Below are 22786 nucleotides of genomic sequence, written 5' to 3'. Positions count from 1 at the left end.
CTTTTTATCCCACTGATCCTTCGAGTGAAACCGCCAGGAGCTTTTGTGCCTCCACGGCAAATTCCATGGGAAGTTCCTTCAATACATCCCTGCAAAAACCGTTGACGATCAGGCCCACGGCGTCCTCTTCCGACAATCCGCGCTGGCGGCAATAGAACAACTGATCATCGGCGATCTTGGACGTGGTCGCCTCATGCTCCACCTTTGCCGACAGGTTGCGACTTTCGATGTAGGGCACGGTATGGGCACCGGCCTGATCGCCGATCAACAAGCTGTCGCATTGAGTGAAATTCCTGGCGTTCGCAGCGCTCGGAAGCATTCGGACCAAGCCCCGATAAGTGTTATTCGAATGACCCGCGCTAATGCCCTTGGAGATGATCGTACTGCGCGATCCTTTGCCGATATGGATCATTTTCGTGCCGGTATCCGCTTGCTGATGATTGTTAGTCACAGCTACAGAATAGAACTCACCAACGCTATCCTCGCCGAGCAGTACGCACGACGGGTATTTCCAGGTAATAGCTGAGCCGGTCTCTACCTGGGTCCAGGAAATTTTCGACCGCACCCCGCGGCAGGAACCACGTTTCGTGACAAAATTGTAGATGCCACCTTTACCGTGAGCGTCCCCCGGATACCAATTTTGCACCGTCGAATACTTGATCTGTGCGTCGTCCGACGCCACGAGTTCGACAACCGCGGCATGGAGTTGATTTTCATCGCGCTGAGGGGCGGTACACCCTTCCAGATAACTCACATGGCTGCCGGCTTCGGCGATGATCAGGGTCCGCTCGAACTGCCCGGTGTTTCGGGCATTGATTCGAAAGTAGGTCGATAGTTCCATCGGGCAGCGGACGCCCTTTGGGATATAAACGAAGCTCCCATCGGTGAAAACGGCGCTGTTCAAGGCGGCAAAAAAGTTGTCGCCGGTCGGCACGACCGTCCCGAGATATTGCTTTACAAGATCGGGATGTTTGCGAATTGCATCGCTGATCGGGCAGAAAATCACCCCGGCTTCGCGCAATGTCGCCTGAAAAGTCGTGGCCACCGACACGCTGTCGAACACTGCGTCCACCGCGACCTGCGCACCGTCGCCCGCGTCGGCATCGACGCCTGCGAGAATGGCCCGTTCCTTCAATGGGATTCCGAGCTTCTCGTACATTTTCAGCAGCTCAGGATCGACCTCATCGAGGGTCTTTGGGCCTGCCTTCTTCTTTGGAGCCGCATAGTAGTGCAGGCCCTGATAGTCGATCGGCGGATGCTCGACCCGAGCCCATTGCGGTTCGTCCATTTGCAGCCAGGCAGCATAAGCTTTCAGCCGCCAGTCCAGCATCCAGTTGGGTTCTTCCTTCCGTTGAGAAATCAGCCGGATTATGTCCTCATTGAGCCCTTTCGGCGCGAGGTCCATCTCGATCGCCGTCTCAAAGCCCCACTTGTAACCGGATTGCGTGATGGACTGGACGGTATCGAGCGTTTCGGTGCCAACGGCCATGTAAGATCCTATTCGACGGCAGAGTGAAGCAGAGCCTGCTGCGTAGGCAGCCGGACGGCGGCCACGCGCCCGATTTGCATGTCGGCCAAGGTGATGCCGTTCAAGGCCTCACGGATGGCATCGTTCACCGGATCCCATCGTCCGCGCATGGGGCAGATGTCCTTCGATTCGCACCCGGAAAACGAACCTTCAACGCATGCTGTCAGAGCGATCGGTCCATCGATGGCGGCGATCACATCCGCGATCGGAATGGCGGCCAAACCGCGGTTCAGGCGATAGCCACCTTTCGCGCCTCGCTGTGAAGATACCAAGTCCCCTGTGCACAGGGCTTTCAATACCTTGGCGACGGTGGGTTCGGGGATACCGGTTGCCGCAGCAATGCCGGGCGAGGTTTGTACGGGACCTATCCCTGAAAGGCGCACCAGCACCACGACCGCGTAATCTGTCAGCTTCGACAGCCTTAACATAGCATGAAAACCCCGCATCCCCAGCGTATCAAGGTTATCTGGACCAGCGTGGTCCTGATTACAGGCAGATGGCGTACTCGACCGACAGCGTCAAGGGGTTTGGACCGAGCCCGGGGGAACTCGCACTCGCTCAGGGCCGCCCGGGTTAATCGCGTCGAACGGGATTTTCGTCCCTGATCAAGTCGAGATTTGCTCGAGCACGGCCTGCGCCTGTCGTATCCCGCCGAACTTGATCAGCGCTGCCGGTAGCAAAGCGCCGGGTATGATAATCCACAAGATCCAACCAAGGTGGTTTGGCCCAAGCGCATAGAGCGGTCCTAGCGACGTCACCCCTGCCCAGGCCCCAAGATGGCCAAGCCCGTCGGTCCAGGCGAAAGCTTTCGAGCGGATGCGAGTCGGATAGGCCACCGCCGTGTAGTTATACAAGTTGAACAGGAACAGCCCGGTGCCGATCCGGCTGACCACGTAGCACGCTGCGATGACCGACAAATCCGGCACCAACCAGGCCACCAGCCACGCGACAGCGAAAAGCACGCCGGCGATGAACAGCACGTCCCGGCGCTCGATCCGGTCCCCGAAGCGTGCATTGACCAGGAAACCGATGAACAACGCCGCATAAGCCACGGCAATGGTCAGGAATACAAAATGTGCCGAGCCACCGTGATCCACCATGAATACGGCGGCGAACGCGCCGACGCCATATACCAGCCCAGCATACGCGAACAGCCAGACAACGATCAGCAGCCAAGTCCGGCCGCGATAGTGCGGGCTGGTGAATAATTCGGTCCATGATCCGCCGGCGGCGCCGACAACCCGGTCAAGTATCGGGTTCGGTGGGGGCAGTGGTTCGACCCAGGCCGCCTGACACCGCCGTTCGTAGATTGCCATTACCCGTTCGGCTTCTTGGTGACGCCCGTGAGCCTCCAGCCAGCGCGGTGATTCGGGCAAATGCCACCACAACAGCGGCAACAGGATCGCGATCTCGACAGCCGCGCTGACCCAAAGGAAGAGCTGCCAGTTGCTTGGTATCCAGGCGAAGGCCAGAAGATTGACCCCGACCGCGACCAAGGCCGTGATACCTTGAGAAGTCAAAAGCACTCGGTTGCGCACCTGTGGCGAGGTCATTTCCGACAAGTAAGTAGAGTGCGTGGCCACGATCCCGCCGACGCCGAGTGTGCTGAGGATCGATAAAACCACCATCCAGGCGAAATCGGTCACATAGGCGAAGGGCCAGATACAGAGACCTCCGAGCAGCGTCGCCAACAGGATGGCGGGGCGCCGCCCGTGGCGATCGGCGATGTAGCTCATGAGGTATACGCCGAGAAGGATGCCAAGACCGACCTGCAAGGCCTGGATGACCGCGTACTGCACAACATCGATGATATGGTTTGGACGCCAGACGAACGGATACAGCCGCGCCCCAATGCCATCGGTGTCGAAGATGATGAAGCCCCAGGTGACCTCCACCAGAATCGCGAGCTGCCACTGCACTCGCGTCAGCGGCAACCGGTCGATTCGGGCCGCCATGACACCGTCGTAGCTAGTACGTTCAACCATCCATCCCCCCTTGGACCCACATAAGTCTGCTTGTCGTTAGCGTGGGTCTCAGCTTTGCAGCAGGAAGCCTAGGATGGGTTGCTTTCGATCGACAAATTTCCTGCGTCCGTAGGCGAAATCCGGCAGATCACCAATTTCGGATCATTCCGCAGTGGGCACGAAATTCCGTTCCGTCGCGGCTTGCAGCCCAACCGCCTGTGCCAGCCGCTCCAGCCGCCGGATCACGCTTTCACCTGCGAACACACCACTGTTTTCTTGGAACCTCAGGACCAGTCTCGACCCTTCAATCCGCAACCGCGTGCCGGCCAGCAGATCCTTGGTACCGGCTGAGAGCGTATAGGCCAAGCGGAGCGCGATCCCCAAAGCCTCCGCCTGACTGGCAGTGTCAGCATCCATCAGCAGACGCGACGGGCGCAAGAAGGGTGCGTCCGATGCTGCCTCGTACCGAAGCGCAACGGCAAGCGCCAGGAAGGCTCGGGAGGGATGATCCAATGCAACTCCCGGCTGGCGCAGCACGCGCAGGAATGCCTGTTCAGCCCGAAATTCCGGATGGTCGTGACTGCCAATGTCGGACATCCAGCACAACGCTTCCCGCTGCCGTCGCGACGTGGCCGTCTCTAGCGAGAACAAAGGTTGGGTCCATTCGACCAGCGCCGGTGGCAAGGAAGGATCGCGGCCATGTCGTGCGGCTAATTCCCAGGCAGCACTTAGCAGGGGGTCTTGTTCCCGAATGGTGTTTGGCATCCGCCGCATAAACCAGCCCTCGCGCAATCCGCTGGCACTGAAGATGACTCGGGGCGCCGCCGTTACGCGCAACAAACGGCGAAGTACCACGGCTGCGAATGGCAGATCATCGATGCGCCGGCGAGGCGCCCCCGGCATGCGTTCCAACACCTTGCGTGTCGCGGTGGAAATGAGCCCGGTCAGGTCGCGCGCAGCCTCTCGGTCGATGGTATAGTAATGCACCATGTTGAGCGGATACTCGGTCTGCGCCATGTGGATCCGTGCCAAGGCCCGCCAGGCGCCCCCTACCAGATAGAGATCGCCACCGGCGGCGTCGGTGAACCACGGTACGGCCTGCAGATCTTCCTCGGCAATTGCCCGCGCCCGCACCGGATCGCCGTCGGACCGCTCGGCCATACGTATCACGCCTAATCGCAGGGTCTGGGACGGCCCCCGCGTGCCATGAACCAGACGCACGACCTCCAGTGAGCCGCCGCCAATGTCGGCGAGTACGCCATTCGCCGCCGGGATGCCGCACAGCATACCGTCGGCGGAGTAGGCGGCCTCCTCGACACCCGAAAGGATGTGGATCGGCACACCCGGCATCTGATCGCGCAGTGCGTTCACGAAGGCCGGGCCGTTCTCGGCATCGCGTACTGCGGCTGTTGCCAGCACCTCGAACGGCTTGGCGCCCATGGCGCGCGCAACAGCTTGATAACGATGCAAAACCGTCAGTGCCTGATCCACACCTTCTTGATTTAGACGGCCGGTGACCTGAAGACCACGTCCAAGACGAAGCACCGCTTTTTCATTAAAGATCGGCATCGGGTTGCGCGTGTGGCCTTCGTAGACCACCAACCGGACCGAATTGGATCCCAGATCAACGACACCGCATCGCGGTAGCGGGGGAGGCGCGGTAAACGGCATGGTCAATCTTGCGTCACCCGATCTTGACGTCGCGGGGTTGTGCCGGGGGAGGCGACCGTGGGGCCGTGCAAAGCCGAACCGCGGCCGGACAAAGACGGGTTGGTCATGAAGTAATCGTGCGCGGAAACCGGCTTGCGGCCGGGTGCGACGCGGGCCCAGGATCCGTCTGCGTTCAATTCCCAGGATTGCAGAGAATCCTTCAAATTGATCACCATGATCTGGTCCAGCACCTGAGCATGCACGGTTGGATTATGGATCGGCACGAGCGTCTCGACACGCCAGTCCATGTTTCGCTCCATCCAATCGGCGGAACTGATAAACACCCGGGCATGGCGACTGGGGATCACATGGCCGCCGCCGAAAACGTAGATACGACCGTGTTCCAGGAACCGCCCGACGATCGATTTGACCCGGATGTTTTCGGACAGCCCCGGCACCCCTGGCCTCAGGCAGCAAATCCCGCGGATGACCGCCATGACCTTTACCCCGGCACGTGACGCTTCATACAGTGCATCTATCAGCTCGACGTCCGTTAAGCTGTTCATCTTCAGCCAGATATTGGCCGCTTTTCCAGCGTGAGCGAAGGCGATTTCCTTATGCACCAGAGCCAGGAGTTTGGTGCGGGTCGTGAGCGGGCTGAAGCCCAATTCCTCCATGATTTCAGGCCGCGCGTAACCGGTCATGAAGTTGAACAGCCGGGCAGAGTCCCGTGTCAGCGCGGGATCTGTCGTGAAGAAGCTCAGGTCGGTGTAGATACGCGCCGTAATGGGATGATAGTTCCCGGTGCCGAAATGGGCGTATGACCGAATGGCGCCCGCTTCCCTTCGGACGACCAACGACAGCTTGGCGTGCGTTTTCAGGCCGGCGAAGCCGTAGACAACCTGCACACCCGCGGCTTCCATTCGACGCGCCAGCCGGATGTTGGCTTCTTCGTCAAACCGGGCCCGCAGTTCGACCATGGCGGTAACTGATTTGCCGGCCTCGGACGCCTCGATCAGCGCGTTCACGATCGTGCTGTCACGGCTGGTGCGGTAAAGTGTCTGCTTGATAGAAATCACCGCCGGGTCTTGCGCCGCCTGGCGCAGGAACTGCACGACAACGTCGAAGCTTTCGTACGGGTGATGGACGATGATGTCCTTGGCACGGATCGCGGCGAAACAGTCGCCGCCGAAGTCACGAATGCGTTCTGGGAAGCGCGGCGTATAAGGCGCAAACAACAAATCATGTCTGTCCTCGACGATCATCTGCTTCAGGTCGGCGAGACCCAGAAGGCGCTGGTCGTCGTGGATCTCGTCGGGCGCCGCGTCCAATTCATCAATCACGAGTTCACGCAATTCCGGTGGCATTCCCGCCGCGATTTCCAAGTGGATAGCCACGCCTCGCCGCCGCCGCTTCAGCGCGGTTTCGTACGACCTTACCAGGTCCTCGGCCTCTTCCTCGAATTCAACATCGGTATCGCGGATCACCCGGAACAACCCATGGCCGGTTAGCCGGAAACCAGGGAAAACCCGATCAAGGAACAGCACGACCAGATCGTCGAGCAGGATGAACCGGATTGACCCGCTCTCCTCGCTCGGCGGTAGCCGGACGAAACGGTCGATTTGGCTGGGCAACGGCAACAGTCCGCGCATGCCCTGGCCATCGTCCTCCCGCACCAGATGAAGGGCAAGCACCAGGCCGAAGTTGGAGATGAACGGGAAGGGATGCGCTGGATCGACCGCCAGCGGAGTCACGACGGGAAAAACGCGCTCCATGAACCAGGCCTCGAGCCATGTCCTGTCCTCGCTGGATACGGTATGTGCGTCGCACAGCGCCACCCTGGCAGTGCGGAGCAGGTCCAAAAGCTCGCTCAGGATACGCTGCTGATCAGCCAGTAGCAGTTCGGCACGATGTTTGATGTCGGTCAATTGCTGTGCGGCGGTACGGCCATCGGCTGAGACAAGGGTTGCCCCAGCTTTTGCCTGTCCGATCAGAGCCGCGACTCTAACCGAATAGAACTCGTCGAGATTGGATGCGCTGATCGAAAGGAAACGCAGTCGCTCCAGCAGCGGGTGACGAGGGTTCGCCGCTTCTTCCAGAACGCGGTGATTGAAATCAAGCCAGGACAGTTCCCGATTGATGAAGCGTTCCGGACTATCTGGGCTGGTTTCAGCTTCGCCTCCAGGATGGGGTCTGACCTTGACCCTATTGAAAGCAGGCGCAGGCGCGGCCGACTGTTCTGCCAGCTCTGCCGCATCGGCCTTGAGCACCATCAATCCAGTTCCTTCGCCTGACCATGCGTCACTCTACAGGAACCCCAGCGGCTATGAGGAGCGGTCACTACGTGACAAGCCGGATTTGCCCCCGGCTGTCACCAAAAATTCCTCGCTTCTGATCACTTTGGCCGCCAGGAAGAGAGTGATCGGCTTTCCAGCAGTCATGCTGATGTCATCCAAGCACGCGACCGCGTAGCGCAATGCGTCAGGGGACCGGTCTATTTGCGTCAGCAGCCAGTCCTGCACACGTTGCGCGACGCTCATTTGGCGGTCCGCAAGCAGTCGCGCCAGCAGCATTGCGAGCAGATCGTCGCTTGGCTGCCGGATCTCCGTGGTGGTAATGGCACGAAGCCGGCTGGACAAATCGGGCAGATGCACATGCCAGCGCGATGGCGGTCTATGGCCCGACAGCAGTAGACGCAATCCCCGATCACGCGCCGTGTTCAGCAAATGCAACAACAGCGGCTCCGCGGTAACGGCGTCGGCATCATCGAGCGCCAGTCCACCGCTTTCCGGTACGCCGTCGAGGTCCCGCAAGGTGGGACCGGACAAAATCCGAGCACCCCTGCGCTCCGCCCAGACATGCAGCAGATGGGATTTACCGCATCCGTCTGGCCCCCACAGCGCCAGTCGCTGGTCGGGCCAATCGATGTCGAGCCACGCCAGCGCCTCCTGGTTCGAGGCCGCGGGCACGAAATCCCGCGGGTCGAAGTTGGGCGTCCGTGGGAAGGGCAATAGCATTTGCGGGCTTTTGGGCGACATCAGGCGGAAGGCGGATCAAGATAGAGCGGGCTTGCCAAATACCGGCGTAACCAGAACCGAGCCAGAACGCCGATCGTTGCCGCAACCGGCACCGCCAGCATCACCCCGAGGAAGCCGAACGCCGCGCCGCCGGCAAAGAGGGCGAAAATCACCCACACCGCCGGCAATTCGACCCGATCTCCGAGAAACCGGGGGTAGATCACGTAACCTTCCAGAATCTGTCCGATGACGAGCACAGCTCCGACAAAAGCGATTCCGCGCCAATGTGAGAACTGCGCCAAAGCCAGTCCGATCGCAGTGACCCCACCTGTTATGGATCCCACGTAGGGGATGAACGACAGCAGGCCTGCCGTGAGCCCCACGATCAAACCCAGATCAAGCCCAGCCAAGGTTAATCCGACGGCGTAGTAAAGCGCCAGGAACAGGCAACACAGCGCCTGGCCGCGCACCCAGGCGGACAGAATGCGATCGACCTCCCGCGCCTGGGCTCGGATCACCCCGCGGTACCGGTAGGGCAGCCAGGAATCCACCATCGCCACAACGCGCGGCCAGTCGCGCAACAGGTAGAACCCGACGACCGGGGTCACGACCGTAAGCGACAGCAGATTAAAGATCGCGAAACCGCTGCCGATCAGGCCGGCAATCGTGGACAACAAGATGCTCAGCATCGATCCGGCTTGACCACTGACGACGTCGCGAATCTTGTCATTAACGACCTCGGGACCAAAATTCTGCTGCAGGTCGGTCAGAACCTCCCGCGCCCAGCCTTGCAGCAGCGTGGCGTATTGCGGGATACGATTTACCAACAATCCAACCTGAACGATGACCAGCGGGTACAGCAGCAGTGCGAACAGCAGCACGGCCGCAATCACCGCCAGGATCATCAGCAAGGCTGCGACACCCCGAGGCAAGCCCAGGCGTGTCAACTTGCTGGACGCCGGATCCAGCGCGTAAGCGATCACCGCCGCCGCGGCGAATGGCGCGAGGACCGAGGCAAAGAGCTGCAGAGCAAGCCAAAAAACCACCAGCAGCCCGATGATCAACGCGATACGCTGCGCCCGTGTCGCGTGGAATGCCGATCGCGGCCTGTCCGGCGGTTCCGCGGGCAGTGCCGTCGTTGGCACCCCGGTTACGAGTTGATCCTGGTCGTCTGCCGGCAATTCAGTCTCCACCTCAATCGCCCTGCGCCGCGTTCCAGACATAGGCCGCGCCTGAGGCCATTGTTGTCACAGCGACACACCATGTCAGTATCGCCGGGATCCAGGGGATGCCCAGGCTGAAGCCGCTCTCTAGCAGGGTTATCCCGACCAACATGATCTGCATCACGGTATTCAGCTTAGAGATATAGAGTGGCCGGATTGCCACCGCATGTCCTAACACCGCCTTAACGACCACACCTCCGACGATCAGCAGGTCGCGAAACACCACCAAAATGGCGAGCCAGTCCGGCAGGGCACCCACGGCTGCCAAGGTGATGTACATCGTCACCAGAAGCGCCTTGTCGGCCACGGGGTCCATCAGCGCGCCGACGGCATTACCGCCGTACCGCCTCGCTAGCCACCCATCGAGGGCATCGGAAAGGCCGGCAGCCATGAATAAGAAAAAAGCGTCGTCGATTCGGTGAGCCAGCACAAGCCAGAATGCCAACGGCACGGCGCACAGCCGGCCAAATGTTATGATATTGGCGAAATTTACCAGAGATCTCGTCGCCCCTCGTTCAGTTGGCGAGGCGTCAGGCATTGGGTTTCGGCCTCTGCTGTCGATTGCATTCGGTGGGCGGCCTATGGTTTCTGTATTGGCCGATCAACCAAAGGCATTGGTGACAAGGGTTTGCCATGAAGAGTGCGGATAACCAAGGCGCGCATATACCACGGCAGGCTCAAAACCGGCTCGATTACAGCGCTGCCGGGGTTGATATCGCGGCCGGCGATGCCCTGGTGGAGCTGATCAAGCCCCTCGCTCAGGCGACCAAGCGAACCGGCGTCATCGGAGGCCTGGGCGGCTTTGGGGCGCTGTTCGACTTGAAGGCCGCTGGTTTCCGCGATCCCGTGCTGGTCTCCTGCACCGACGGCGTCGGCACCAAGCTCAAGATAGCCATCGACACTGGGTTGCATGACACCGTGGGCATAGACCTGGTGGCAATGTGCGTGAATGACTTGGTGGTCCAAGGTGCCGAGCCACTATTTTTCCTGGATTATTTTGCGACAGGCCGATTGTCGGGTGACCGTGCACAGGCGGTGATCGCCGGTATTGCCAGCGGGTGCCGCGAGGCCGGTTGCGCCCTGGTCGGCGGTGAAACGGCCGAGATGCCCGGAATGTATGCCGACAAAGACTACGACCTCGCCGGATTCGCGGTCGGCGCCACCGAGCGCGCCGACCTGCTGCCTCGTTTGGTCGCGGTCGGTGATGTGATCCTCGGACTCGCAAGCACCGGCTTGCACTCCAACGGGTTCTCGCTGGTCCGCCGCATTATTGAGACCACGCGGCTGCGCTGGGCTGACCCCGCGCCGTTCGCGCCCGGCCAGACACTGGGTCGTGCCGTGCTTACGCCAACACGGATCTATGTGCGTTCCGTGTTGAAGCTTCACCGTGCCGGCCTGCTCAAGGCGGCCGCGCATATCACCGGGGGTGGCCTGCCCGGCAACCTGCCCCGTGTCCTATCCGACAACATGGCGGCGGCGCTGGATGCGTCGTGGCTGGTCCCGCCGATATTCGGCTGGCTGGCCAAGACCGGTGGCGTCGAGACGGCCGAGATGCTGCGCGTATTCAATTGTGGCGTTGGCATGGCACTGGTCGTTTCCGACCCTGATGCAGCAACTCGGCTTTTGCAGGCGGAAGGTGAGACCGTCAGCCGCATCGGCGTGATCGAGGCTGCCGTCGGCGCGGCTTCCACGCGAATCAATCCGCCGGCAGGGTGGTTGCATTGAAGCGCCGTGCGGCCATCCTGATCAGCGGACGCGGCTCCAACATGGCGGCGCTGGTCGAGGCGGCACGCGATCCGGCATTCCCCGTCAGTTTCGACCTTGTTCTGTCCAATCGTCCTGACGCGGGCGGTCTGTCGATCGCTCGTCGCTCCGGGGTCCGAGCCGAGGCTATCGACCATCTAGAGTTCGGCCAAGATCGTGCCGCTCACGAAAGCGCAATCGATGCCACGTTGCGCGCCGCGGACATCGAAATAGTCTGTCTGGCTGGCTACATGAGGCTGCTGACCCCGTTCCTGGTGCGGGCGTGGCGAGACCACATGCTGAATATCCATCCTAGTCTGCTGCCTTCCTTTCCCGGCTTGAACACCCACGCGCGTGCATTGCGTGCTGGTGTGAAGCTGCACGGCTGCACGGTCCACATTGTTACGCAGGAGACAGACGCCGGACCAATTCTGGCTCAGGCCGCGGTGCCCGTGCTGCCCGGAGATTCAGAGAACAGCCTGGCTCGGCGCGTGTTGCGCCAGGAACACTTGATCTACCCTGCCGCCGTTGCGGCGTTTGCCTCCGGCGCTAGTGGAGGGCTGCCCGCGGCCGACGCCTGCATGGTCAATCCGTTAAGTTGGATGATCGCAACGGCGGTATAGACGGTGGTGTCAACACCCATCCTTGCCGTCCTGCTGGCGGCGTTGGCATGGCGGTCGGCGCCGCTACCTCTTGTCGTCGGATGCCGCGGTGTCATAAAACGTCGCCAGAGACGGTCGCTTGAGGGAGTATCATGGCTAGCCAAGGCAATGTTCGTTACACGGGACCTGATAGCATTGACGCCCTGACGGCGGACAGGCAACGGATGTGGGCAAGTTTTACCACGGCGACCACGGGCACGGTCATTCTTGTAGCTTTCGTGCTGGTCGGGATGGCGGTGTTCCTGCTGTAGGCTTACGGTCGGCGAGTAGCCCGGCACTTGCCGATTTCATCGGCCGATCCCCGGGCGCTCTCGACCAAAAATTGCAAGTAGGCGTTTCCGAGCAGCTCCGGCCCGTGGGTGCGGGTCCGAGGTTTGGCGAGGCGGCGTCCGTGATCGACGATGCGACCCGGACCTGCCGAAAAATGCTTGCACAAGGACAAACCCTATGAATATCGCGCTTGCGACTGAAAACATGGCGGCCGAAATAGATGGTCCAATTGGCTGGGTCACTTTCAACAAACCGGCTCGTCGCAATGCCGTATCGCTCGATATGTGGCAATCCATTCCAGCGATTTTCGATCGTCTCGAGCAAGATCCCGCGGTCAAGGTGATCGTGCTGAAAGGTGCCGGCGACCAGGCCTTCGTTTCCGGCGCCGACATTTCGGAGTTTGAGGCCGCGCGTTCCTCCCCCGCGGGCAACGCCCACTACGATAAAGTCGCCGAGGCAGCCAGCCGCCGGCTCATAGCCTGCCCGAAGCCAACCATAGCGATGATCCGGGGTTTCTGCATTGGCGGCGGTCTCGCGATCGCCATCGGTTGTGACATCCGTATTGCCAGTGAGGATGCCCGCTTCGGTATCCCGGCTGCTCGCCTCGGGCTCGGCTACGGCGCCGCCGGAGTTCGCGAGCTGATGGAAGTGGTCGGACCGTCGTTCGCCAAGGAGATCTTCTTTACCGCCCGGCACTTTTCGGCGGCCGAGGCGCGGGAGATGAGACTGGTCAACCGAGTAGTATCAAACGACTCGCTGGACGAGTACACCCGCGGTTACTGCGCGACCATCGCGCAAAACGCGCCGATGACGATGCATGCGGTTAAGCGCAGTGTCGGCGAACTTCTGCGCGGCGAAAACGCGGATTTGCAGGTGTGCGCAGCTTTGGTGAAAGGCTGTTTCGAGAGCCAGGACTACATCGAAGGCCGGCGCGCGTTCATGGAAAAGCGACGCCCGATGTTCCGGGGCGCCTGACAAAATGGCGGCGGGCGGTGGCCAAAGATTGGCAGCTCCGTTGTGGTATCGTCATGTATTCCGATTCCGACGATCTGGCACTCAAAGGCGCCTGCCACGCACTGCTTCGATAGCGAAATAATCTGATTGAACCGGGTCCGATATGTGCGGCATATGCACAACAGACCGGCCGCGAAGGCCGTCTGCGCTCACGACACAGTGAGAAAAAGATTGCGCTGCGCGACCGGTTGCCGATAGACAGCCTCGATCGACCGAAAGCCGGACGAGCTTCGGAAGAAATCGTGCGACGGGGTACAAAATGTCAGGATCGTCAACCGTAACTATACCGGGCACTAACGGCACGCCGATCACGGTGTCGTACGGTACTGGGGATGTTCTGCACCTTGCCGCGCAGATCGGTGCTCTTTTGTCGACCTTGCAGGGCAGTGGAAACTTGCAAGTCACGAACGGCACCATGCCGTCGTTGCCGCCCGCACCGGCGCCGACAACCCCAGGTGCCCAGAATGAACTGATCTTCAACGGTAACGCGGATAACGCGACCGTCCCATCTGGGTATTCGTATGCCATTGACCTTGCCAACGCCCCGAGCACGCTATCCGCGGCAAATACGGCGCTGATCACCAGCACGGTGGCCGGAACCATTAACATCACCGGCCAAAGCACAGTGGCGGTGGAAAATGGCAACAACCTGGTCAACGCCAACGGCAACTACCTGATCTCGACTGCGCCGGGTAACGATACGATCTCGGCATCAGGGACAGGCACGATCGCCACAGACATTGGTGCCAATGTCATCTTCGCGACCGGCGTCAACTCGATCAGTAGCATCGGACAGGACACCGTCGTCGCCGGCCTCGGGCTCACGACCGTGAATTCAGCCGGGTCGATGAGTCTCGTGATGGGCAATGCCGGGGCCGGGGATTTGCTGACTGTGTCGCTCAGCGGCGCGCAGTCGACAGTGTCGACCTGGGATAGCGACGCTACCGTTACCGTCGCCGGTGGCCAGGACATGGTGGTCGGTGCGCAAGCGCTAAGCAACCTGATTGTCACCGGCAGTTCCGACACCCTGGTTGGTGGCAGCGGAGCCGAAACGATTAATGCCCTCAGCAACCCGCTCTTATTCGGTGGCACCGGGCCTGTCAGCTTTGTCGGCGGAGCCGGAGCGTCCACGATCATGGGCGCTTCGGGGGGCATCGAGCAGGTTACAGTCGGTGCGGGCGGGGTCATGCTGTCCGCTGGTGCTGGCAATTCATCGACGGTTACCAGCGGCGCCGGGGCCACGACGATTTTTGGGGGTGCCAACAGCATCGTCAATTTTGTCGGCAACCAGAACGGCGCGGTGTTAGTTGGAGCAAGTGGCAACGAGACGCTGAACGCGGCGGGTTCCACGACAACCAACCTGTTTTCGGGTGGCGTCGGCGGCAACGTCTCGATGCAGGGCGGCTCGGGCAATGACGGCTTCCTAGCGGGAAGCGGCTCCGACACCATGGCCGGCGGCGCAGGATCCAACTCATTCGCGTTCTTTTCCGCCGCGACCAGCGGCGCGCACGACTACATCACGGACTTCAGCCCAAGTGATTCTCTCTTCTTGCTGGGCTACGCGCCGGGACAATCGGCATCAAGCCTGCTGAGCGCGGCAACCGAGGACTCGACAGGCGTCACACTGACGCTTTCAGACGAGACAAAAATCACCTTCACAAACCTCAACAGCGCGTCCTCGTTGAACGGCGAAATCATGTATGTTCCCAAAGTTGGATAAGTAAATCCGCCAATGACGATAAAACCATCAGTGATGACCTGATCGCTTGCCGCGAAGTGTGCGCCAGGCCCGTCGAACATGACCTAGGGCAGCGCGCTGCCATGCCAGCGTCTGCGTCAGTTCTTGCAGCCGACGATCATGATTTGCCACTTTGGCGATCAAATCCTGATAAGCTGCGGCGTTCGGCTCCACCGTTGCTCTTGCAGCCCCGCGGATAAAATTGATCTGGTCCTGCGTCTCCGCGAGGTGAGAAAGCAGCAGCTGTTGCCGCTCGTCCTGCAGGCTAACTGGGTCCAAACCCCCCACGCCACCACGGCGCATCACCACGAAAAACTCGAAATTCTCCGGCCCGTGCAATTCCGTTATCCGCCAGTCAGAAGCACCCAGCGCCGCTATTTCCAGCATCACCAAGCGAAATGAAGCCGGCGTGAACTGCCAAGCGTGGTAGTCCTGGTAGGGGCCATTTTCATGACCATTGGAAAGGGCGACGGTTCTAGCCGCGGCCTCAAACGGATCCATCAACACGGGCGCGGGGACGGGACGCGGGCCCCAGGCCAGTTGGCCGCCGACGGTCGCCGAATATGCCACGTGATCGTAGGCCGTCTTCAGAGTGTGGCGGGTCAATTTGCGTTGGTGTGCCTCAAGAAGCGCCCCGGTCGTGGTGACGGGCCTGAAGCAGTCAAAACAATAGCGCCGATCGGGCAGCGCCACCGACAACGAACCACCGTGCCTGACGAGGCGGCTTGCGGACATGAAGAAACCGATCAGGTCGGGAATATGCTCCAGCACGTGGCTTGCGATCAGCAGGTCGACGCGGTCGAGCAGGCTCGCCGGAACCGCTTCGTGCAGCGGATCGTCGCGCCAGATTGTGTCGACCTCTTCAATCAAATCGATGTCGACCTCCGCGGAGGCATATTTTGCGCGCAGCCCATCTCGTGTCGCGTGGTCGACGACATGCGTCCGCCAGCCCGCTGATTTGGCGGCGATAGGACTATAGCCAGGCCCCAATTCAAGGATCTGCTGCGAGCGGTCTGCCGTCCCGAGCAAGCGGATTCTACGGTCCAAGTAACGATTTTCTCACTATCCCAACGATCCGCGCGATCGCCCTTTGCAAGTCGCGCGGGTTCCCGCTTCAAACCCGACAAGGTTGACGGCGCGCGGCCTGGAGTGTTGATGCCACAGAACCCGCGACCGGAAAAGATGTTGTCGGCGACATCTGAAATGGCGCGGCCGCGGTCGGCGATTTACGCTCTGCGGCGGCCGACGACGGGCTCAATATCAGACGTACTGAGTTTCACGGAACGGCCTTAGCTGCTACGAACGCATCCATGAGTTCGCCGCTCCAGTCAACGATTTCGGTGATCATTCCGCTGCACAACGGCGCGCGGTTTATCGAGCAGACGTTGGACAGTGCCCTTTCCCAAAGCTTTTCGGCCACCGAAGTGATTGTCGTCGATGTCGGGTCAACCGATGACGGTCCGGACATCGTCGATCGATATGCGGCGACACACGGACTCATGCTGTTGCGCCAGCCAAACGGTGGAGTGCCGTCTGCCAGGAATCTAGGAGTCCGTTCATCTCGCGGAGATTTGATAGCGCTGCTTGACCAGGGTGACATCTGGTATCGGGATCATCTCAGCGAGCTCCGGCGGCCATTTTTGCAGGACTCGGCCGACACGCTGGGCTGGACATACAGCGATCTCGATGAAATCGACGCCAGAGGCCGTCTGAGGGTCAGGGCAGTGTTGTCAGGTTCACCCGGGAACCATCCCAAGCTGCGGCTCGACCAGTGCATCGGGCAAGGAATGCTGGTTCTGCCGTCGGCTTCGATGATCAGCCGCGCCGCGTTCGAAGCGGTTGGTGGTTTCGACGAGGAGCTTTGCGAGCACGCGGATGACGACCTCTTCGTCCGGCTTTTCGTTGCCGGATTCCGCAACGTCTATATCGAGAAGCCGCTGGCACAATGGCGGAGATACAGCAGCAGCACGCCAAACTCACCGAGCAGTGTAGCAACCTGGATGCCTTATGCTCGAAAACTCCTGCGTTTGTTCCCCGACGAGCCGACGCTTTCGCGATTCCCGGCTCGGGATCTGATAGCGCCTCGATTCCGGCCCCAAGCCATGCAGGCGGCGCGATTAGCGCTTCGCAACGGCGACCCGGCGCTTATCGAGGCATCCATCCACGACATAGGATTTCTCGAAAGCCACGGATCGCCTCGTCGGAAAATGTCTCCCGTGAGGGCAGACGTTTTAATCACCGCGATCGTGCCCTTGTACAATGGCGCTCGATTTATCGTTGAAGCTGTCCAGAGTTTATTCGATCAGGACCGGCTTCCCGACGAAGTCATAGTCGTGGACGACGGATCGACTGACGATGGACCCGGGTTGGTCGCCGAAATGGCCAGGCATTACCCAATCCGACTGCTACGCAAGGAAAACGGTGGTCAATCATCGGCCCGAAACATGGGGGTCGAACATGCTTATGGTGATTTGATAGCATTCCTCGACCAAGACGACGCGTGGTACCCAAATCATCTCACTGAGCTGTTGAAACCATTCCTCGAAACCCGCTCGGTCGAGCTTGGTTGGGCCTACGGCAGTCTGGACGAGATCAATGAGGCAGGCGAGATGATCGCCCGTGATATCCTCAAGCCTTTCAAGTCTGCCCATCCGAAACGAGACCTGGCCTCCTGCTTGCAACAGGACATGTTTATCTTGCCATCCGCGTCACTGATTTCGCGCAAGGCGTTCATCGAGGTCGGCGGCTTCGACGAACGGCTTTCGGGCTATGAAGATGACGACCTGTTTTTGCGGATGTTTCTGGCCCGTTTTGACAACGTATATGTTCCGGTCGCTCTCTCGAGATGGCGAATCTTTCAAGGCAGCAGTTCGTACTCACCCAGAATGGCAACCAGTCGAGCCATCTATGCCAGGAAGCTGATCGAGCATTTCCCGAACGACCATGACAGAGGTCGCCATCACGTACGCGATCTGATTGCGCCTCGGTTCTTTCGAACCATGGCGGGGGAGATGCGTAAGGCCACACTAAAAGGCACAAAGCCGCAGCAGACTATCGCCCTGGCGAATCTCCAATTTATCGTCAAACACCTACAGTTGTCGGACCGGCTATTGTTGCAACTGTTTTTTCTTCCGCTCTTGCGGGTGCCGCCGCTTGCCTATCTAATCATGCGCCATCGGCTGGGCTTGCATGGCCTGTTGCGTCGCCTGCTCTAGGGTTGCCAGGCTTCGGCTCAATGCCGAAAGACAAACCCAGGCTGGTAGTGGGATCGCTCACATGCTCCCTCGACGTGCCAAAACAGTTCTGCTATCAGCGCCGAGCCTGACCTGACACTCAACCAAGAACATTTTACCGGGAAGCGACAAGATGAAGTCATCCACGTTTGCGATTCGCCGCCGCACGCTGCTCAAGTCCGGCCTGGCCGTTACGGCGCTTGGCGCGCCTCCGGTCATTCGTGCCCGCGGCGAAACCCCGGTGCGCATCGGAATGGTAGACCCACTGACCGGTATCCTGTCCGCGCTTGCTGCAAGCGAGGTTGAGGGCGCCAAGTATGCCGTGACGAAAATAAACAAAAACAATGGGATACTGGGTCGCCAGGTTGACCTCCTGGTGGAGGATTCCGCCAACGACGTCGGCACCGGCGTGCAAAAGACCCACAAACTGATCGAGCGCGACAAGGTCGATGTCATTTTCGGCGACGTGAACTCCGGCATCGCCTATGCCATGTCGCAGGTGACCAACGAAGCCAAGGTGTTCCAGATCGTTCCCGGGGGCCACACCGATCCGATCACCGGCAAGGACTGCAAATGGAACGTCTTTCGTATATGTAATACAACATCGATGGACGCCAATGCTGTCACCGGCGAGTTGGTGAAGCGGTTCGGCAAGAAATTTTTCTTCATCACGCCTGACTATGCATATGGCCATACACTGCAGGAAAGCTTTATCAAGAACCTGAAGAAGCTGGGCGGCGAGTTTCAGGCCGAGATGCTGCCGATCAACACATCGGACTTCTCCGCCTCGTTGATCAAGGCCAAGGCCTACAAACCCAACGTGTTGCTCAACAACATGGGCGGCTTGGCGCAGATCAACTGCATGAAGCAGTTCACTCAGTTTGGTATGCAGAATGAAATGCACCTCGGCGGTGCTTTGTTCGAACTCGAAACCATCAAGGCCGTGCCGAAGGCCGCCCAGGCCGGCACCTGGGCGATGGAGTGGTGGTGGGATCAGCCGAACGTACCGGAAGCCGTGGCCTTCGTTAAGGACTTTCGCGCGGCAACTGGCAAGACCCCGTCCGCGCGGCACTGGTTCGGCATGGTCGCGGTCGAATCCGTCCGCCTGGCCGCCGAGAAGGCAAAGTCGCTGGACGGCCCCAAGCTGGCCCACGCAATGGAGGGCATGGAGCTTCCGCCCGACATCGCGGCACAGCCCGGCAAGGTCTTCTACCGCGCCGGCGACCACGAACTGATGCCCAACGTCTTCGTCGGCGACGTGCATCCGCCGACCACCAGCCCGGACAACGTGTTCACCGTCACAAACGTGGTTCCGGGGGAAAAGGCCGCCGGCCCGGTCTCCGAAACCGGTTGCAAGATCGTCTATCCGTCCTGACGCCCGCGTCCTGAACCCAGACCTTCGAAGGGCGGCCGATGCTGCAACTCGTTCTGTACAATGTCACGAACGGTCTCATCATCGGTGCGTTCTACGTGCTGATGGCGTTGGGCCTGTCGTTGATTCTCAACCTGTCCAACGTCATCAACTTCGCGCACGGCAACTTCCTGGCGCTCGGTGGCTACATCGCCTTCGTCATGACGCCGTATATCGGCTTCTGGGGGGCCCTGCTGGTGTCCCCCATCGTGACCGCCTTGTTCGGCTTCATTATCGAGCGGCTAATGATCCGCCGAGTCTACGCGCGCGATCCGGTCTACAGCCTGCTGCTGACTTTTGGCCTGGCGTTCATCATGCAGGACGCCATGCGGTACATCTGGGGACCGAACGGACTGCCGATGACCATACCCAGTATTCTGTCGGAACCGCTGTCGGCCAATTTGTTCTTCATCACTTGGTATCGCGTCTTCATGGTGGCGATCGTCATCGCAGCGGTGACCGGCCTGTTCGCCTTCCTCAACTACACCCGTGTGGGTATCCGCATCCGCGCTGGCACGCTCGACCTTGACACCGTCGCCGCGCTTGGAGTGAACGTTGGCATGCTGCGGTCTTTTAACTTCGCCGTAGGCTCCCTGCTGGCGGGCCTCGCAGGCGTCCTGGCGGCCGGTCAGTTGGGTCTCAACCCGAATATGGGCGACGACCTGCTGATGCCCAGCTTCATCGCCATCATCGTCGGCGGCGTCGGCAGCCTGACCGGTACCTTGATCGGCGGGCTGTTGATCGGCGTCGCCGGCGCGCTGACCACCGTCTTCTGGCCGGCGGCCAGTGAGGCCGTGATCTACGTCATCATGCTCGTCGTCCTGATCCTGCGACCGCGCGGCCTGATGGGCGAGGAAGGAATGCTGGTATGAGCGTCACGACCGCCGACCTGGGCCGGCGAGCCGCACCGATACGTCCATGGCTGACCGCCATCGTCGTCTGGGCGCTGCTGCTGACCGTCCCGATCTGGCTGCCCATGCTCGGCGGCTACACCGCCCTGGCCGGCCGCGTCCTGGTGTTCGGTCTGCTGGCGATGTCGTTCAACATTCTGTTGGGCTTCACCGGCGTCATGAGCTTCGGCCACGCCGCCTATTTCGGTCTGGGCGCCTACGGGGCTGGCCTGACCCTGAAATACATCGCGGCCAGCACCCCGCTTGCGATGTTGGCAGGAGTGCTTCTCGGCGGCATCGCCGGCAGCCTGTTCGGCCTGCTGATCGTGCGCCGCCGTGGCGTGTATTTCGCCATGGTAACCGTCGCCTTCGGCCAGATAGCCTTCTACGTCGCCTATAGCTGGAATAGCCTGACCGGCGGCTACGACGGTCTGCGCGGCTTTGCCCGTGCCCCGATCCACCTTGGCTTCGCCACCATCGATATCGCCAACAACGATCTTGCCTTCTACTACTTCCTGTTGGCGGTGTTCGCCGTTGCCACCGGAGTGCAGGCCCTGATGCTGGCGTCGCCGTTCGGCCGCACCTTGCTGGCGATCCGCGAAAATGAACGACGCGCGCGCTTCCTGGGCATTCCGGTCGAGCGCCACATCTGGATGTCCTTCTCGATCTCCTGCGCCTTCACCGCGTTAGCCGGTGCATTGTACGCGCTGCTTAACAACTTCGCTGATCCAATGGGACTGCACTACACCCTTTCCGGAGAGATCGTGATCATGGCCGTCATGGGCGGCATGCGCGCCTTTTGGGGTCCGTTAGTCGGGGCGGCGGTGTTCGTAGTCCTGCAGGACTACATCTCTTCCATGACCGTCAACTGGATGTCCTTCGTCGGGCTGATCTTTGTCCTGGTCGTGCTCTTTTTCCCCCGAGGAATCCTAGGCGTATTCCAAGGTGGCGGCGGCCGATGACCATGCTGGACGTCCGTAACGTGAGCAAGCGATTCGGCAGCCTGGTTGCCGTCGACAGCGTCTCGATGCAGGTGGCGGCCGGCGAATTGCGCGCCATCATCGGTCCCAACGGGGCCGGCAAGACCACGTTCTTCAATATGATCTCCGGCTTCTTTGCCCCGTCGGTGGGGGATATCGTGTTCGACGGCGCCACCGTCACCAAGATGGCAGTCGCCGAACGCGTCGCCCGGGGCATGGCGCGCACCTTCCAGATCACCGAGATCTTTCCCGAACTTACGGTGCGCCAGAATGTCCGCATCGGTGTGGAAAGCGCCCAGGGCCTGCGTCAACGCTTCTGGCTAGGCGCCACCCGCAGCGCCGAGGTCAGCCAAGCCATCGACGAGGCACTGAGCCAGTCCGGCCTGGCCGGCAAAGCGGACCGGCTCGTCGGCGAACTTTCCCACGGCGACCAACGCGCGGCCGAGATCGCCACGGCGCTGACCCTGAAGCCGCGACTGTTGCTACTGGACGAACCGACCGCCGGAATGGGCGAGCATGAGACGTTCGCCGTCGCAAACCTGATTCGGCGCCTGCACAAGAGCAGCTCCTATACGATCGTGCTGATCGAGCATGACATGCGCGTCGTCTTCAACCTGGCTGACAAGATCACCGTGCTGGGCGAAGGAAAGTTGCTGGCGGAAGGCACCCCGGCCGAAATCGCCGCCAACCCGATCGTGCAGGAAGCCTATCTGGGGAAAACCGAATGAGCGCGATGCAAGCCGAGGGGATAAATACCTTTTACGGCAAGAGCCACATCCTGCATGATGTTGGCCTGACCATCGCCGAGGGCCAGATCACCACGTTGCTTGGACGCAACGGAGCCGGCAAGACGACAACCTTGCGCAGTCTGGTCGGCCTGACCCCGCCACGCTCGGGACGCGTCTCATTGTTCGGCAAGGACATTACCGGTCAGCCGCCGTATCGCGTCGCGGCGTCCGGCGTCGGTTACGTCCCCGAGGGGCGCCGCGTCTTCGCCAACCTGACAGTCGATGAAAACCTCCGGGTCCCCATCGAGCGCCCAGGTCCCTTCACCCTCGACCGGATCTACCAGTTTTTTCCACGCCTCGGCGAGCGCAAGCAGAACCTCGGCCGGCAACTGTCCGGCGGCGAACAGGAAATGCTGTCGATTGGCCGCGCCCTGCTGCTGAACCCGACCTTGCTGATCCTGGACGAGCCGAGCCAGGGTTTGGCCCCCTTGATCGTCAAGGAGGTGTTCCGCATTGTTGCGCAAATGCGGGCCGAAGGTATTTCCGTTTTGCTGGTGGAGCAGAACGTTCGCATGAGCCTGGAAATCGCCGACCATGCCTACGTGCTGGAGAACGGCCAGATCGTCTTCTCCGGGCCGGCGGCGGAGTTGCGGGCCGACGAAACCCGAATTCAGGCTCTTGCCGGCGCATCGGCCGAGGAATGGAAGCTGGAGGATCTGCTGCCGGCCTGACCGG

At 60.6% G+C, this 22786-nt stretch carries 19 protein-coding genes; 10 read left to right on the top strand and 9 right to left on the bottom strand.

Annotated elements, in window-relative coordinates:
- Positions 1 to 4: 4 nt before the first annotated feature.
- The 8 genes from sufB to ACQY4Y_RS06925 all read right to left on the bottom strand — a co-directional run bounded on the left by sufB (position 5) and on the right by ACQY4Y_RS06925 (position 9920).
- Entirely contained in the window at positions 5 to 1489 is a 1485-nt protein-coding gene (gene sufB, locus ACQY4Y_RS06960) for a Fe-S cluster assembly protein SufB (RefSeq protein WP_428489825.1), read from the bottom strand.
- An 8-nt stretch (positions 1490 to 1497) separates the two neighbouring features.
- Positions 1498 to 1956 carry an SUF system Fe-S cluster assembly regulator gene (locus ACQY4Y_RS06955; RefSeq protein ID WP_428490750.1) on the bottom strand — a complete coding sequence of 153 codons (459 nt, stop codon included), beginning with the start codon at positions 1954 to 1956 and terminating at the stop codon, positions 1498 to 1500.
- Between the two features lie 177 nt (positions 1957 to 2133).
- Positions 2134 to 3513: an MFS transporter gene (locus ACQY4Y_RS06950; RefSeq protein WP_428489824.1), complete on the bottom strand. Its 1380-nt coding sequence runs from the start codon at positions 3511 to 3513 to the stop codon at positions 2134 to 2136.
- A 141-nt stretch (positions 3514 to 3654) separates the two neighbouring features.
- Positions 3655 to 5163, bottom strand: a complete 1509-nt coding sequence (locus ACQY4Y_RS06945; RefSeq protein WP_428489823.1) for a Ppx/GppA family phosphatase — start codon at positions 5161 to 5163, stop codon at positions 3655 to 3657.
- A gap of 2 nt (positions 5164 to 5165) precedes the next feature.
- Entirely contained in the window at positions 5166 to 7415 is a 2250-nt protein-coding gene (locus tag ACQY4Y_RS06940; RefSeq protein WP_428489821.1) for an RNA degradosome polyphosphate kinase, read from the bottom strand.
- A 51-nt stretch (positions 7416 to 7466) separates the two neighbouring features.
- Positions 7467 to 8111, bottom strand: coding sequence for a chromosomal replication initiator DnaA (locus ACQY4Y_RS06935; protein WP_428489820.1), 645 nt, complete (start codon positions 8109 to 8111; stop codon positions 7467 to 7469).
- Between the two features lie 68 nt (positions 8112 to 8179).
- On the bottom strand, positions 8180 to 9340 hold the full coding sequence (locus ACQY4Y_RS06930) for an AI-2E family transporter (protein ID WP_428489819.1): 1161 nt from the start codon (positions 9338 to 9340) through the stop codon (positions 8180 to 8182).
- Between the two features lie 13 nt (positions 9341 to 9353).
- The gene (locus ACQY4Y_RS06925) at positions 9354 to 9920 is read right to left on the bottom strand and encodes a CDP-alcohol phosphatidyltransferase family protein (RefSeq protein WP_428489818.1); all 567 of its coding nucleotides are present in this window, start codon (positions 9918 to 9920) and stop codon (positions 9354 to 9356) included.
- Positions 9921 to 10015: 95 nt separating this feature from the next.
- Here ACQY4Y_RS06925 and purM point away from each other — a divergent pair, with 95 nt between their 5' ends.
- From purM to ACQY4Y_RS06905, 4 genes are all read left to right on the top strand, one after another.
- Positions 10016 to 11107 carry a phosphoribosylformylglycinamidine cyclo-ligase gene (gene purM, locus ACQY4Y_RS06920; protein ID WP_428489817.1) on the top strand — a complete coding sequence of 364 codons (1092 nt, stop codon included), beginning with the start codon at positions 10016 to 10018 and terminating at the stop codon, positions 11105 to 11107.
- Positions 11104 to 11748 carry a phosphoribosylglycinamide formyltransferase gene (gene purN / locus ACQY4Y_RS06915; RefSeq protein WP_428489816.1) on the top strand — a complete coding sequence of 215 codons (645 nt, stop codon included), beginning with the start codon at positions 11104 to 11106 and terminating at the stop codon, positions 11746 to 11748. The genes purM and purN overlap by 4 nt, the downstream gene beginning before the upstream one ends.
- Positions 11749 to 12234: 486 nt before the next feature.
- Entirely contained in the window at positions 12235 to 13032 is a 798-nt protein-coding gene (locus ACQY4Y_RS06910) for an enoyl-CoA hydratase (RefSeq protein ID WP_428489815.1), read from the top strand.
- A 298-nt stretch (positions 13033 to 13330) separates the two neighbouring features.
- Positions 13331 to 14791, top strand: a complete 1461-nt coding sequence (locus tag ACQY4Y_RS06905; protein WP_428489814.1) for a beta strand repeat-containing protein — start codon at positions 13331 to 13333, stop codon at positions 14789 to 14791.
- Positions 14792 to 14818: 27 nt separating this feature from the next.
- Here the strand turns inward: ACQY4Y_RS06905 and ACQY4Y_RS06900 are convergent, their stop codons facing one another.
- Complete coding sequence (locus ACQY4Y_RS06900) at positions 14819 to 15856, bottom strand: class I SAM-dependent methyltransferase (protein ID WP_428489813.1); 1038 nt, start codon at positions 15854 to 15856, stop codon at positions 14819 to 14821.
- A 263-nt stretch (positions 15857 to 16119) separates the two neighbouring features.
- Between ACQY4Y_RS06900 and ACQY4Y_RS06895 the strand changes: the two genes are divergently transcribed.
- The 6 genes from ACQY4Y_RS06895 to ACQY4Y_RS06870 all read left to right on the top strand — a co-directional run bounded on the left by ACQY4Y_RS06895 (position 16120) and on the right by ACQY4Y_RS06870 (position 22782).
- Positions 16120 to 18024, top strand: coding sequence for a glycosyltransferase family 2 protein (locus tag ACQY4Y_RS06895; protein ID WP_428489811.1), 1905 nt, complete (start codon positions 16120 to 16122; stop codon positions 18022 to 18024).
- Positions 18025 to 18175: 151 nt separating this feature from the next.
- The gene (locus tag ACQY4Y_RS06890) at positions 18176 to 19417 is read left to right on the top strand and encodes an ABC transporter substrate-binding protein (protein ID WP_428489810.1); all 1242 of its coding nucleotides are present in this window, start codon (positions 18176 to 18178) and stop codon (positions 19415 to 19417) included.
- A gap of 38 nt (positions 19418 to 19455) precedes the next feature.
- Positions 19456 to 20325 carry a branched-chain amino acid ABC transporter permease gene (locus ACQY4Y_RS06885; RefSeq protein WP_428489809.1) on the top strand — a complete coding sequence of 290 codons (870 nt, stop codon included), beginning with the start codon at positions 19456 to 19458 and terminating at the stop codon, positions 20323 to 20325.
- Positions 20322 to 21305: a branched-chain amino acid ABC transporter permease gene (locus ACQY4Y_RS06880; protein WP_428489808.1), complete on the top strand. Its 984-nt coding sequence runs from the start codon at positions 20322 to 20324 to the stop codon at positions 21303 to 21305. Before ACQY4Y_RS06885 ends, ACQY4Y_RS06880 begins: the two co-directional genes overlap by 4 nt.
- Positions 21302 to 22051 carry an ABC transporter ATP-binding protein gene (locus ACQY4Y_RS06875; protein ID WP_428489807.1) on the top strand — a complete coding sequence of 250 codons (750 nt, stop codon included), beginning with the start codon at positions 21302 to 21304 and terminating at the stop codon, positions 22049 to 22051. Before ACQY4Y_RS06880 ends, ACQY4Y_RS06875 begins: the two co-directional genes overlap by 4 nt.
- Entirely contained in the window at positions 22048 to 22782 is a 735-nt protein-coding gene (locus tag ACQY4Y_RS06870) for an ABC transporter ATP-binding protein (RefSeq protein ID WP_428489806.1), read from the top strand. The genes ACQY4Y_RS06875 and ACQY4Y_RS06870 overlap by 4 nt, the downstream gene beginning before the upstream one ends.
- The last annotated feature ends 4 nt before the right edge of the window (positions 22783 to 22786 follow it).

Source organism: Rhodopila sp. (assembly GCF_965277165.1).
Taxonomy (GTDB): domain Bacteria; phylum Pseudomonadota; class Alphaproteobacteria; order Acetobacterales; family Acetobacteraceae; genus Rhodopila.
This window is presented reverse-complemented; position numbering and strand designations above follow the sequence as displayed.